This is a genomic window from Longitalea luteola (assembly GCF_017356035.1).
GTDB lineage: Bacteria > Bacteroidota > Bacteroidia > Chitinophagales > Chitinophagaceae > Niastella > Niastella luteola.
In genome coordinates this window covers 382,352-395,812 of record NZ_JAFIQX010000005.1, presented here as the reverse complement: position 1 = coordinate 395,812, position 13,461 = coordinate 382,352, and the positions used below count along the sequence as shown (strand labels likewise).

The 13,461-nt window shown below is 46.1% G+C and carries 11 protein-coding genes; 5 read left to right on the top strand and 6 right to left on the bottom strand.

What is annotated here, in order from left to right; translation table 11 throughout:
* Positions 1–166: 166 nt before the first annotated feature.
* The gene (bshB1, locus tag JUB15_RS15695) at positions 167–904 is read right to left on the bottom strand and encodes a bacillithiol biosynthesis deacetylase BshB1 (RefSeq protein ID WP_207513435.1); all 738 of its coding nucleotides are present in this window, start codon (positions 902–904) and stop codon (positions 167–169) included.
* Positions 905–1,293: 389 nt separating this feature from the next.
* Positions 1,294–2,433 carry a serine hydrolase domain-containing protein gene (locus tag JUB15_RS15690; protein ID WP_207513434.1) on the bottom strand — a complete coding sequence of 380 codons (1,140 nt, stop codon included), beginning with the start codon at positions 2,431–2,433 and terminating at the stop codon, positions 1,294–1,296.
* A gap of 276 nt (positions 2,434–2,709) precedes the next feature.
* Between JUB15_RS15690 and lpdA the strand changes: the two genes are divergently transcribed.
* Positions 2,710–4,113 carry a dihydrolipoyl dehydrogenase gene (gene lpdA, locus JUB15_RS15685; protein WP_207513433.1) on the top strand — a complete coding sequence of 468 codons (1,404 nt, stop codon included), beginning with the start codon at positions 2,710–2,712 and terminating at the stop codon, positions 4,111–4,113.
* A gap of 187 nt (positions 4,114–4,300) precedes the next feature.
* Here the strand turns inward: lpdA and JUB15_RS15680 are convergent, their stop codons facing one another.
* Entirely contained in the window at positions 4,301–5,038 is a 738-nt protein-coding gene (locus JUB15_RS15680; protein ID WP_207513432.1) for a DUF4197 domain-containing protein, read from the bottom strand.
* A gap of 20 nt (positions 5,039–5,058) precedes the next feature.
* Between JUB15_RS15680 and JUB15_RS15675 the strand changes: the two genes are divergently transcribed.
* Both JUB15_RS15675 and JUB15_RS15670 read left to right on the top strand, forming a co-directional pair.
* Positions 5,059–6,225 carry an NAD(P)/FAD-dependent oxidoreductase gene (locus JUB15_RS15675; protein ID WP_369411545.1) on the top strand — a complete coding sequence of 389 codons (1,167 nt, stop codon included), beginning with the start codon at positions 5,059–5,061 and terminating at the stop codon, positions 6,223–6,225.
* A 167-nt stretch (positions 6,226–6,392) separates the two neighbouring features.
* Positions 6,393–6,797, top strand: a complete 405-nt coding sequence (locus JUB15_RS15670; protein WP_242696361.1) for a four helix bundle protein — start codon at positions 6,393–6,395, stop codon at positions 6,795–6,797.
* Between the two features lie 16 nt (positions 6,798–6,813).
* Here the strand turns inward: JUB15_RS15670 and JUB15_RS15665 are convergent, their stop codons facing one another.
* Entirely contained in the window at positions 6,814–7,968 is a 1,155-nt protein-coding gene (locus tag JUB15_RS15665; RefSeq protein ID WP_207513430.1) for an MFS transporter, read from the bottom strand.
* Between the two features lie 385 nt (positions 7,969–8,353).
* On the opposite strand from JUB15_RS15665, the gene JUB15_RS15660 reads away from it, so the two are divergent.
* The gene (locus tag JUB15_RS15660) at positions 8,354–10,198 is read left to right on the top strand and encodes a sensor histidine kinase (protein WP_207513429.1); all 1,845 of its coding nucleotides are present in this window, start codon (positions 8,354–8,356) and stop codon (positions 10,196–10,198) included.
* A 122-nt stretch (positions 10,199–10,320) separates the two neighbouring features.
* Positions 10,321–10,989: an HAD family hydrolase gene (locus JUB15_RS15655; RefSeq protein ID WP_207513428.1), complete on the top strand. Its 669-nt coding sequence runs from the start codon at positions 10,321–10,323 to the stop codon at positions 10,987–10,989.
* A gap of 36 nt (positions 10,990–11,025) precedes the next feature.
* On the opposite strand, the gene JUB15_RS15650 is transcribed toward JUB15_RS15655, so the two are convergent.
* Positions 11,026–12,228 carry an AGE family epimerase/isomerase gene (locus JUB15_RS15650; protein ID WP_207513427.1) on the bottom strand — a complete coding sequence of 401 codons (1,203 nt, stop codon included), beginning with the start codon at positions 12,226–12,228 and terminating at the stop codon, positions 11,026–11,028.
* Positions 12,229–12,270: 42 nt separating this feature from the next.
* Positions 12,271–13,452, bottom strand: a complete 1,182-nt coding sequence (locus JUB15_RS15645; protein ID WP_305068325.1) for a glycoside hydrolase family 130 protein — start codon at positions 13,450–13,452, stop codon at positions 12,271–12,273.
* Positions 13,453–13,461: the final 9 nt, after the last annotated feature.

Here is a 13,461-nt window from a genome sequence, read left to right as displayed (position 1 = left end):
AACTGGTAACCGGTAACCATTTTAGTAAAAAGCCTGTTTACTCTAAATTTCAACTGCAATAAAGACGGCATTCACGTCCGCATTATAACAAGGAACCATACAAATTGTTAACCACTACCCTATTAACTTGTGAACTCGTCAACCGGTCAACTCGTGAACTTCCAGCTTAGGTTTCAACCTGCAACAAAGCATCCAGGTTGCTGATCCCGATCTTTTTTTCACAAATAAATCCTTCCGCATATTTCACGCCAATACGTTTGCCCATCATGCGGGCTCTGCCGATGATGCTATCCAGGAAATCGGGCGATGAAATATAGGTCTGCGGACCATCATGCCCGTTTACCGGGTTGAAGAACTGGGTCGTATAAGCCTTAATCGCCTCCATCCGCTGCTCAAAAACGTCAGAAATATCTATGAGCAGATCGGGTTCATGATACCAGTCCTGCAAATAATGCAGGATGTATTTAGGGCGCCAGCGTTCCTGTGGTCTTCCGCTTTCGTCGGTGGTTTCAATTTTTGCCAGTCCCGATAAAAAACAGGCGGTGGCGATCAATTGCCCCGCGCGCCCATGATCAGGATGGCGGTCTTCCAGGGCATTCGCCAGCACCACCTCAGGCTGGTAGGTCCTGATGGCACGGATCAGCTGTAACTGATGTTCTTCGTCGTTCCTGAAAAAGCCGTCCCGCATTTTCAGATTGGCGCGCATATGCACGCCCATGATCTCAGCCGCTTTTGCAGCTTCTGCATACCGTGTTTCAATGGTTCCCCGGGTGCCGAGCTCTCCTTGTGTAAGATCAAGGATCCCGGCCTTCTTGCCCCGCTTTATTTCATTCAGGATCGTTCCCGAACAGCTCAACTCCACATCGTCAGGATGAACGCCTATTGCCAGTAAATCCAGTTTCATAGTAAAATTTGAGCCGCAAAGGTAATAAAGAGTTTGTGGTTTATGGTTTGTGGTTGGTTGTTATTTCCGCTGTTGATAAAGCTTTAACAATCGCTTACTTCCGGAAACTCAAGCAATTAACGGGTTTGTTGTTTGTTGTTTGTGGTTTGTGGTTTGTGGTTTGTTGTTTGTGGTTATTCCGCCCTTCGTAAAGGTTTACCAATCGCTTGGAACGGTTTGTGGTTTGTGGTTTGTTGTTTGTGGTTATTCCGCCCTTCGTAAAGGTTTACCAATCGCTTACTTCCGGAAATTTAGGGCAGAAAGAAATAGTTTAGATGGCCGGATAGTAAGCAACCATAAACCACAAACCATAAACCATAAACTCTATCCCCATAAACAAAACAACCAATTTAGTAAAACAACATTCCCCACCGAATCAATGCATCTACCTCCGCCGGCGCATTGTCGATCCGCTTTTCCGAGCGCTTTTTTCCCAACCGTACAATGACTGTTTTCTTGGAAGGAATTACTATAACGTATTGTCCCAGGATCCCGCGGGCATAAAAGATCTCGGGTGTGCTGGGCATGATCCACCATTGATACCCATAGTAGTTACAGGGTTTACCTTCCGTATCTGGAATCATACAGGGTTTTATCGAGTTCAGATAGTAATCCATGGGAATGATCTCATTGCCCTTCCACCGGCCACTATCGAGCATCAGTTGTCCCAGCCGGGCAAAATCGCGGGCGTTGGAATTGAAACAACAGTAAGCCTTTTCAATGCCGCCCACATCATCGGTGCTCCATAGGGCCGCGTGTTCTGCCCCCAGGGGCTGCCATAACTTCTCCGCCGCATAGGCGCTGAGCGATTTTCCGGTGGCTTTTTTGAGCACCAGCGCCAGCAGCTGGGTATCGCCCGATTTATAGGAATGCACCGAACCAGGCTGATGAATAATGGAAACGCCGGTAGCCGTTTTATATGCATTATGCCCGTAATATAACTCGGTGGTCACCGAAAATGGGTTGGCATACGACTCTTCCCAGTTACTGCCGCTGCTCATGGTAAGCAGATCGATGATGCGCAGTTTGGCCTTGTCGCCGGTCCTGAACTCCGGTACATAATTGCCCACCGGCTCGTCGAGCGACCGTATCTTTCCCTCCCTGAGGGCAGCGCCGATCAACAGGCTGGTAATGCTTTTGGCCATGGAAAAAGAACCCGACAAAGAAGAATCGCCATAACCGTCCCAGTAAAACTCATACAGGATGGAATCATTCTTAATGGCCAGCACAGCAACGGTTTCCAGGTCTTCGAGCATTTTTTTCAATTCGCCCGGCAAAGGATTCCGGTTATAATTGGCTGAAAGCGGCCAGGGTTGCGGCTCCCCGGTGGTAACGGTGTTGTTGGAAAACTTTTTATAATCATCAATATCGGCAAAATTGTACCATAGCGCCTCAAACAGGTAGGTACGGCCTGAGATAAAGGCGTATGCAGTAAAAACAAGAATAATCGTCAGGAAAACATATACAAAAACGCGAATAAACTTTTTCATAGCGGAGGTTGTTAGATGAAGGTAATAAATTGAAACAACCTGATCACACCAGTGACTGGTTATTAACTATTTTCTGAGGCCTGTGTAAAAAAAAGGAATATGTAACACAATAAAAATAATTACATAAGCCCCCCGAAGGACATCATCCCTTTTTTTTGCTCTTTTCTCATTTTCAAGTAGCTTCGCAGGTCTTTATTAGAAAGTGAAATAGAAAGTCAGTAATAGAATACTGCCGGAAGAATCAGTAAATCGTAAAATCTAAAATCGTAAATCGAAATGGCATACGACGTAGTAGTTCTCGGAAGCGGCCCCGGCGGATATGTGGCAGCTATCCGGGCATCTCAACTGGGATTCAAAACCGCTGTAATTGAAAAAGAAAGTCTGGGTGGAATTTGTTTGAACTGGGGCTGTATTCCCACCAAAGCCCTGCTGAAAAGCGCCCAGGTTTATGATTACATCAAGCACGCAAAAGATTATGGTATTGAAGCCAGCGGTACAGCTGATTTTTCGGCAGTAATTAAACGCAGCCGCGGTGTGGCTGATAAAATGAGCAAAGGCGTTACCTTCCTCATGAAGAAGAACAAGATCGATGTGATCATGGGTTTCGGTAAACTGAAAGCCAAAGGTCAGATCGAAGTAAAAGGCGCCGATGGCAAAACGCAGATCGTTGAAGCTAAACATATCATTCTGGCTACCGGCGGACGCAGCCGCGAACTGCCCAGCCTGAAAATTGATGGTAAAAAGATCATTGGCTACCGCGAAGCAATGGTGCTGCCTCAGCAACCCAAGAGCATGATCGTGGTAGGTAGTGGCGCCATAGGTGTTGAGTTCGGTTATTTCTACAACGCCCTCGGAACTAAAGTTACCATCGTTGAGTTCATGGATCGTATCGTGCCTGTAGAAGATGAAGAGATCTCAAAAGAACTGGCCAAGAACTTCAAAAAAGGCGGCATCGAGATCATGACCAGCTCTGAAGTGACCAGCGTAGATACCAGCGGCAATGGCGTTAAAGCCAAAGTAAAAACCAAAGATGGCGAAGTTACCCTGGAAGCTGACGTTGTACTGAGCGCTGTTGGTGTTGCTGCCAACATCGAAGGCATTGGCCTCGAAGAGCTCGGTGTAAAAACAGAGAAAGGTAAGATCGTTGTTGACAAATACTACAAAACCAATGTACAGGGCGTATACGCTATTGGCGACTGCGTACCCGGACAAGCTTTGGCACACGTAGCTTCCAAAGAAGGTATCATTTGCGTAGAGAGTATTGCTCATGGCGAAAAGAAATTCAACCACCAGCCTGAGCCGCTCGACTACGGCAACGTTCCGGGCTGTACTTATTGCACACCTGAAATTGCTTCTGTTGGTTTAACAGAAAAACAGGCCAAAGATGCCGGTTATGAGATCAAGGTTGGTAAATTCCCGTTAAGCGCTGCCGGTAAAGCTACTGCTGCCGGACACAACGAAGGTTTCATTAAAGTTATCTTCGACGCTAAATACGGCGAATGGCTCGGCACCCACATGATCGGCTACAATGTAACCGAAATGATCGCCGAAACAGTAGTTGCCCGCAAACTGGAAACTACTTACCATGAAGTGCTGGATAGCATTCACCCGCACCCAACTATGAGTGAGAACGTCAAAGAAGCTATCGAAGTAGCTTATGGCGAACCCATTCACATTTAATAGGATTTCTCTTCCATAAAAAAAGACCATCTGCCAGCTGGCGGATGGTCTTTTTTTATGCCGTGAATCGTGAATCGGAAATCGTGGATCGGCACGCCCGATTCATGACCTAATAACTCAATAACTATGAACTTTGAACTATGAACTATGAACTTTGAACTATGAACTTTGAACTTTGAACTTTGAACTATGACCCCTGCGCCTGCTTGCTTCCAAACACTTTCTTCAGCAGATCAGTCACCCGCGCAACAGGATCCTTACGTATCTTTTGCTCTTCCAAACCTACCTGGTAAAAAATGCCGTCAATGGCTTTACCGGTTACAAATCCCGACAGATCAGGATTCACCTTGTTGGTAGCAAACTTATTGTAGGCATTAAATACATCGCCCCAATATTTGGTTGCACCTACCTTTGACAGCGAGTTCTCGATGACAGGTTTGAAAGCGGTCGTTAACGATGTAGTGGTCTTTGATTTCAGGTAATTGGTAGCCGCAAAATCTCCGCCTTTCAAAATGCCCAGCGCATCCTGGATGGTCATGGTCTTGATAGCATCAATAAAAATAGGCGCAGCAGATTTGGCAGCATCCTCAGCCGCCCGGTTCACCGATAAGATCGCTTTATCTACCAGACTGCTCATTCCCAGGTCGCGCAGGGTCTTCTCCACTTTTTGCGCTTCCGGCGGTAATAATATCTTTATAGCGGCATTTTTAAAGAAGCCGTCCAGGGCAGACAGGCTGTTGGCAGAATTCTGGGCGCCTACTTCAAGGGCCTGCTTTAAGCCAGACGCTATCTCTGAAGTGGTTAACTGGCCATTAGCGCCGGCAGCATAAGGTTCCAGGGCTTTCACGATCTGGTGCGTATGTTCGCAACTGGTGAAAAAGGTCAACAGGATTACACAGGATAATAATTGGATAATTTTTTTCATCATCAATTGTTTACTGATTAATTTTTGCAAGAATAAGCCGTAAAATTATAAAAATGCAAATATCAATCTGGGAAAAAGAAAGTTTTTATGCACCAAAAGATGTGATCATCGTGGGCAGCGGCCTGGTTGGCTTGTGGTGCGCCTGGCATCTTAAAAAAAATGATCCCACACTTTCTGTTGCCATCGTAGACCGGGGCATCATTCCCACAGGCGCCAGCACGCGAAATGCAGGTTTTGCCTGCTTTGGCAGCGTTACAGAACTGGTTGAAGATGCCGCCCGATTTGGCGAGGAAAATATGCTTCAACTGGTTGAAATGCGCTATAAAGGATTGCAATACATCCGCAAAGTGTTTAAGCCGGTTACCATCGACTTCGAGCTTTGCGGCGGTTATGAGCTGTTCACCGGTAACGAAAAAGCGCAAATAACTTCACTTGACCACGATATAGAGCATTTAAATACTTTACTAAAAGATATCACGGGCAGAAATCAAACCTTTAAACGGGCCGATAAAAAGATCGCAGCACAGGGATTGCATCATGTAACGCATCTGATAGAGAACAAGCTCGAAGGTTATTTGCATTCCGGCAAATTATGCCAGGCATTATTACAGACGGTACAATCGATGGGCGTCACCGTTCTGAACGCCATTGAGATCAGCGGTTTTGAAAAACAAAACGATCACATTGAACTGTACACCAACCAGTTTGTGCCCCTGCGTACCAGTAAACTGCTGATATGTACCAATGCCTTTGCCCGGCAGTTATTACCGGCATTGGATATCGTTCCTGCGCGTGGACAGGTATTAGTGACCTCCCCTATTGAAAATCTGCCACTCAAGGGCACTTTTCACTTTGATGCCGGCTATTATTACTTCCGTAACCTCGGCAACCGGGTATTGCTCGGTGGGGCACGCAACAAGGCTTTCGAAGAGGAAACAACCACCGAGCTCACTACTACCAATACCATTCAACAGGAGCTGGAACATTTTCTATGCACCTATATCCTGCCTGGTTATTCGTACCAGATCACCGACCGCTGGAGCGGCATCATGGGCATGGGCAATGAAAAGCTACCGATCGTAAAAGAAGTATCTCCACAGGTATTTTGTGCCGTTAGAATGAGCGGCATGGGTGTTGCACTTGCTCCCGTTATTGGACAACGGATTGCAAAGTTACTCAGTTCATAGTTCAAAGTTCATAGTTCATAGTTAACTTTTTTTGTTATTCATAAAATAAATTTTATATTTATTTCTCAGGCTTTATAGTAGCATTATAATATTACTTCACTTGAACAATTTCGAAATGGCTACTTTTAACAGCTTCGAAGAAATTAAAGCCTGGCAAAAAGCAAAGAATGCTGTGCGCTAAAATCCATTCGCTTTCTACCACGACAGATCTGGCAAAGGATTATAAATTGAAGGACCAGATCAATGGCTCCAGCGGCTCAATTATGGACAACATTGCGGAAGGTTTTGGAAGAGGAGGAAATAAGGAATTTATTCAATTTCTATGCATCTCACTTGGGTCTGTATGTGAATGCCAATCACAATTATACCGTGTGTCGGACAGGAATTATATCGATAAAATAATGTTTGACGAGCTATATCATTTGTGTAATGAAATCAGAAAAATGATTTTTGGGTTGATTCTTTATATACAGAAAGCTTGCGCAAAAGGAGTAAAATTTAAAGATCGTAAAAACAAAGACAATAATTTGCCTGGTGCAGAACAAACTTTAGATATTGACTCTGAACTTTGAACTTTGAACTTAAAACTTAGAACTTGGTTTTAGTCGAAATAATCGTCGTCGTAAACCCAAGCAACGCGATCAATGCAAACGACCACCGCAAACTGGAAAGATCAGCAATAAAACCTATCATTGGCGGACCGGCTAAAAACCCCAGATAACCGATCGTAGAAACAGCCGCCAGCGCCACACCCGGTGAGAACTGCGTTGATTTTCCCGCAACACCATACACCAAAGGCACCACAGAAGATACACCAATACCCACCAGCATAAAACCCAGTGTAGCCATAACTATAGTAGGAAAGCCAATAGCGATCGCCAGACCGCACGCAATGACCAACCCGCTTAATTGCAAGATTCGCAAGGTACCCAGGCGGGTGATCAGTTTATCACCGATAAAACGGCCGCCGGCCATCGTACTCATAAAAGCGGTATACCCAAGCGGTATCAAACCTTTCGGCGCCTCCACCACTTTTTGAAAATACACGCCGCTCCAGTCGAACATCGTGCCCTCACATACCATACAGCACATTGCAATTAAACCGAGCTTTAACAACGTGCTATCGGGTTTTGCAAATAAGGGGCGGTCATCGCCGGCATTGATATCCTGCTTAAGGGTGTTGCGGTACAGCAGAATGATAAACAAATAAGCTGCACCGGTTATAATGCAAAAATGAATGAATGGCGATAGATGAAAATTGATCATGAGCGTACCAATGGAAGCGCCGGTAAAACCTGCCAGGCTCCAGATGCCATGAAAAGAAGCCATGATCGAGCGGCCATACAATACTTCAAGGCTTACGGCCTGGGTGTTTACCGCAATATTGAACAGGTTGCCCACCAGGCCAAACGCAAACAAGACCGCTACCAGCTGCCAGGTTTGTTGAACCAATCCGATCATGCATAAAAAAAGCGGATACACTACAGCAGCCAGCAAAACCATTTTGCGGCTCCCGAAATGATGCACCAGCCATCCTGAAAATGGTAAACTAAGCATCAGTCCAACAGGTAATGCAAACAGAACCGCGCCCAGTCCACCATCACTTAAATGCAAGTGCAATTTTATATCGGGAATGCGCGAAGCCCAACTGGCAAAACATAATCCGGCAATAAAAAAGAATGTACCAATCGACAGGCGGGCTGCTCTTTTTGAAACCGCCGGCTGCACCACAGAAGTATCCATGGTTCCAAAATTACGATGGTTCTAATCACAAAAACATTTTTGCATGAATTTGGATCAATTTCTTCATTTTATACAACCATCTGTTGTTTATAAACGTACATAAAGCTGAACCCTCTTTGCGTACAAAAGGCTGTTAGGATAGCGAATAAATGTTCAACCAGACAATGCATAAGATTTATAACCGTTAATGCAGTCTGATTGATATATTTCTTTAAATTTACAAAACGGGTTTTCAATTTATTCGTTCCAAAAGGCTCAGTGACGTTCCAACCGGTCATTTATTTCCTCTGACTAGTAGCAGTAGCAGCTCCCTTCCAACCAAGTGCTACGTTTTCGTGACAGCCATGAAAACGAGGTGTTTTTTTGACCTAATACTTACAATTTTATGCAAACCTCATCTGTTTCGCATAGTGACACCACTATGCAGGCAACAAATGGCGCTAAGCGGCCGGCAGCCTTTTTTGCCATTCTGAACGGTGTAATTGAAAATACCGAAGGATTTACCTGGATCATTGACAATAACCTGCAGTACGTAGTTTGTAATGCCCGTCTTCGCAATATCATTAAACAATATACCGGTAAAGAAATTGTGCCCGGCGACGAGGTAATTGATTGCATAGCCCTGCTCGACGCTTCGCAAAAACTCCCCTGGGGCAATATTTATCACACCGCGTTTAACGGTCAGCCGCATCGGTTTACCCAGCAGATCTGCATACAGGATAAAGCTGTTTACTTCGACATTACGGTGAACCCGGTGCGCGAAGCCAGTAATATCATCGCGCTCTCCTGCACAGCCCAGGATATTACCGAACGAAAAAATGCCGAAGAAAGGCTGCGCCAAAGTGAATTGAAATTCAGATCGCTTATCGAAAACAGCACCGACATCATCACGATGGCCAATGCTGAAGGAAATATCTTTTACAGCTCACCCTCTGCCTATAAGGTCTTTGGCTATGAGGAAGCCGATTACATCGGCCGTCATGTTTGTGCGTTTGTACACCCCGATAGTTTGCCCGCCATGGGCGAATTATTGCAAAACCTCATGCAGCACCCCGACGAACTGTTCGACCTCGACCTGAAGGTATTTGACAAACAAGGCAATGAAAGATGGGTACAGGGGCTCGCTACGAACATGCTACAGGCGCCCGGCATCAATGCACTGGTGGGCAATTTCAGGGATATTACCGAACGCAAACAGGCAGCAGAATTAATCCAGGAATCGGAATACCTGTATAAGAACCTGTTCCTGAAAAGCCCGCTGCCCATTTGTGTTTGTGATGCAGCAACCATGCAGTTCGTAGAAGTGAATGACGCTACGATTCAGCTGTACGGCTATTCACAGAAGGAGTTCATGAAGATGACCGCCTATGACGTTATGTCGCCGGAAGAAAAATCTGAACTGCAACCCTCCCTGCCTATAACGGAACATAACAACCGCCCCTCGATATTACGGAAACACGTTAAAAAGAATAACGAAACCATTTTTGTAGAAGTATGGGCGCATGCTATCAATTACAAAGGCTGCAATGCCTGGCTGGTACTCGTAAATGACATCACCGAAAAAATACAATTGCAGAACCAGCTGGTAGAAGAAAAGATCAGGCGGCAACAGGAAATTGCCAAAGCGGTAATCGATGGGCAGGAAAGCGAACGCGAAAGCCTCGGCCGCGAACTGCACGATAATATCACGCAGGTGCTTACGACAGCACGGCTGTATCTTACCTGCGCCAGGGATACTCCGGCCATGCAGGAGAGTATGATCAAAAAAAGCATCATCACCATCAGCAGCGCCATAGAAGAGATCAGGCGATTGTCCAAATCGATGATCGAAACATTTCATAAAGAAGTGGGCCTTGAATTATCGTTGAACGACCTCATTGAAAATGTACGGCTGGCGCAACCATTCACCATCTCCCTGCATTTCGATGTGCCGGACGAACAGCAACTCGACGATAAACTTAAAATGACGATCTTCCGCATCGTACAGGAACAATTGAACAACACTATTAAACATGCCGCTGCCTCAGCGATGCAGATCGCTATCGTACGGAAAAACCGGTTGTTACTGGTCACCATTGCCGACGATGGCAAAGGGTTCGACACCACGCAGAAAAGAAAAGGCATTGGCATTACCAATATTATCAGCCGCACTGAATTGTTCAATGGACGCGTTAAAATTGAATCATCGCCCGGGCAGGGCTGCCGCATGCAGATCAGCTTTACCATTTGATTTTCAACCCTGACAGGTTAAAATTTCATTAACATATTGTGTTTGGTTGTTTTACACCGTAAAACGAGGCTGATGCCTTACTTTTGCGGTGTTTTTTTTACTAAATGCACAGGGGAAATTTTATGGAAAAGGCTTTTTTATTCGATTTGAACGGCACCATGATCGACGATATGCACTTTCATTTAAAAGCATGGTATCATATCCTGAACGATGACCTGGGAGCCAATTTAAGCTGGGAAGAAACCAAAAGCCATATGTATGGCAAGAACAGTGAGTTATTGATCCGCATATTTGGAAAAGACCGGTTTACACCTGAAGAAATAGACCGGCTGTCAGTAGAAAAAGAAAAACGGTATCAGCAGGAATACCGGCCGCACCTGCAATTGTTACCAGGCCTGCAACAGTTCCTGGAAAAAGCACATGCGTTGAACATTCCGATGGCGATTGGTTCTGCCGCCATCCCATTCAATATTGACTTTGTATTAGACGGACTGAACATCAGGCATTATTTCAAAGCCATTGTGAGCGCCGACGATGTTCAGATCAGCAAACCTCATCCCGAAACATACCTGAAAGCCGCCAAACTGTTAGGTGTTGATCCGGCGAACTGCCTGGTTTTTGAAGATGCGCCCAAAGGTGTGGAAGCGGCCCAAAATGCGGGTATGTCGTCTGTAGTGCTGACCACCATGCATGAAAAGCACGAATTCACACAATACACAGGGATCATTCACTATATAAAAGATTATACGCACCTGACACCTGCCGGCCTCATGCAGGCAATGGCGGTGTAATGTTCAGGTGTGCCACACGTTGAAAATTTGGCACACCTAATGCTCGTCAGCTTGCCTTCCTATCCTTCGCAATAATTCCAGACAGGCGCGGCCATTGTGGTAAGGACATTTCCACAAGCCAGCCTTGTCTTGTTGCTGCATAACAGCATGATCTTCGTTAACGCCCCAAAACCATTCGCCGTGCCGGTGATCGATGATGTGTTGCTTAATGAATGCCCATGTGTTGTACACATACTGCAGGTATTCATGCTGGTCACTCAGCTGCCAGGCATTGAAAAAACCTACCAGCGCTTCCGCCTGCGGCCACCAGTGCTTTTCCTTAATCAACCGGTTATCGGCAGCTTCAAACTCATACCATAAACCACCATCGGTATCGAGCCCGATGACCACTGCATCTGCCATTTTAAGCGCGTTCGCCTTCATCCTGTTGACTAACGCTTCGTCGCCGATGACTTTTGCCGCTTCAAACAATAACCAGCTGGCTTCTATATCATGTCCGTAGGAGACCGTACCCGATCGTACATTCCATTGTTCATCAAAAAACAAATGCAGATGACCGGTATATTGATTGATGATGTGTTCATCGAAGTTATGTAAGAGCCCTGCAATAGCCTGCTTTAGTTGAGCATCGGGCCATATACGGTATAGATTGGTGTAAGCTTCCAGAATATGCAGGTGCGTATTCATCGTCTTCTTCTCATTGGCGTCTTTGTCGCTCAGCCGCAGATCAGCCAGCGGTTGCCAGTCACGCGCAAAGGCTTCGAAGTACCCCCCGTGCACCGGGTCATAGGCTTTTTCCTGTATCAACCTGTACAGATCAATGGCCAGTTGCTTCGCCGGTTCCTTATGCATGGCGGTGTAATATTCACTGCAGCCATACAATACAAAAGCAAGCGCATATACCTGCTTTTTAGCATCAAGTGGTTCGCCCGTACTGGTCACCGTCCAGTACACGCCACCGTATTCTTTATCAAGAAAATATTCCTGGATGTAAGCAAAGGCCCGGTTGGCCATTTTTGCATATCGCCAATCGTTCGTCCTGTTTGCAGCAGCCGAAAACGTCCATAAGATGCGCGCATTCAACACGCAGCCTTTAGGCGCATCAGCATAACAGTTATTGTGATTATCAATGCGGCCATAAAACCCACCCTGCTTTTCATCCACCGCATGGCGTAACCAGTATTCGAGTATGGCCAACAGCTCCTGCTGGATTTCCCTTTTAAGATCTATCAGCTTCATGAAACGATTATACCACTTTTTTCAATGCGGGAGATATTAAATTTACTGCTGTTGTACAATCTTATTGTTATCAATCATTTTATACAGCGTTCGCACCGAAGCGGCAGAAGTATAGCCATCTGCCGGCGTGTGCATCACATAATCTATCAGCCGGCTGATGCTCGATTCGGCCACATGCATGCGGGTGTCTGATGATGCATAATAGATCAATACGCGGCCATCCTCATCAACCACCCAGCCATTGCCAAACACTACGTTCGATACATCTCCTACCCTTTCTTCGCCCTCGGGCGCAATGAAATAGCCACCGGGTTTGTAAATGATCTTTGCCAGATCGTTCAGGTCGGTCATAAACATATACAGCACATAACGCAATCCGGCTGCAGTGTTCCGCACGCCATGTGCCAGGTGCAACCAGCCATGAGCTGTTCTGATCGGTTGCGGCCCCAATCCATTCTTTAGTTCCGAAATGGTATGATATACCCGCTTATCTACCACCACCTCCTTGTGAATAACGGCCTGTTCAATAGACCTGCTCAGGCCAAATCCAATGCCACCGCCGGTGCCGGCTTCAATAAATCCATCCTGTGGGCGGGTATAAAAAGCATATTGTCCGTCAACAAACTCCGGGTGCAGCACCACATTCCGTTGCTGGGGCGATGGCGTTTTAAGATCGGCCAGCCGCTCCCATTTTTTAAGATCTTTCGTGCGCGCAATACCGCATTGTGCAATGGCGGAAGACTGATCTGATGGCGCCGCATTGGGATCACGGCGTTCGGCACAGAACAAACCGTAGATCCAGCCATCTTCATGCTGCACTACACGCATATCATAGATGTTCGTATCCTCTATAGCTGTCTCGGGCATCAACACCGGGTAATCCCAGAACCGGAAGCCGTCGATGCCATTCTCACTTTCAGCCACCGCAAAAAATGATTTCCGGTCCGATCCTTCCACCCGCGCTACCAGGTAATATTTTCCGTTCAGTTTTATAGCGCCCGCATTCAGCACCGAATTAATGGCGATCCGTTCCATTAAATACGGGTTCGTTTTCTCATTAAGATCATATCGCCAGAACAGCGGCGTATGCCGGTTCGTCAATATCGGATATTTGAACCGGCAATAAATGCCATTCTGTTCTTCCGATCTTTCATTAGGACGGGTGATCAATGCTTCATGCGCTTGTTTCAGCATCTCCAGTCGCATCAAAAAGTTCTTATCCATTGCATTTGA

What these genes read in the sequence shown, in the direction of transcription:
- bshB1 (WP_207513435.1), bottom strand. Translation starts at nt 904, where the DNA reads ATGAAACTGGATTTACTGGCAATAGGCGTTCATCCTGACGATGTGGAG.
- JUB15_RS15690 (WP_207513434.1), bottom strand. Translation starts at nt 2,433, where the DNA reads ATGAAAAAGTTTATTCGCGTTTTTGTATATGTTTTCCTGACGATTATT.
- lpdA (WP_207513433.1), top strand. Translation starts at nt 2,710, where the DNA reads ATGGCATACGACGTAGTAGTTCTCGGAAGCGGCCCCGGCGGATATGTG.
- JUB15_RS15680 (WP_207513432.1), bottom strand. Translation starts at nt 5,038, where the DNA reads ATGAAAAAAATTATCCAATTATTATCCTGTGTAATCCTGTTGACCTTT.
- JUB15_RS15670 (WP_242696361.1), top strand. Translation starts at nt 6,393, where the DNA reads ATGCTGTGCGCTAAAATCCATTCGCTTTCTACCACGACAGATCTGGCA.
- JUB15_RS15665 (WP_207513430.1), bottom strand. Translation starts at nt 7,968, where the DNA reads ATGGATACTTCTGTGGTGCAGCCGGCGGTTTCAAAAAGAGCAGCCCGC.
- JUB15_RS15660 (WP_207513429.1), top strand. Translation starts at nt 8,354, where the DNA reads ATGCAAACCTCATCTGTTTCGCATAGTGACACCACTATGCAGGCAACA.
- JUB15_RS15655 (WP_207513428.1), top strand. Translation starts at nt 10,321, where the DNA reads ATGGAAAAGGCTTTTTTATTCGATTTGAACGGCACCATGATCGACGAT.
- JUB15_RS15650 (WP_207513427.1), bottom strand. Translation starts at nt 12,228, where the DNA reads ATGAAGCTGATAGATCTTAAAAGGGAAATCCAGCAGGAGCTGTTGGCC.
- JUB15_RS15645 (WP_305068325.1), bottom strand. Translation starts at nt 13,452, where the DNA reads ATGGATAAGAACTTTTTGATGCGACTGGAGATGCTGAAACAAGCGCAT.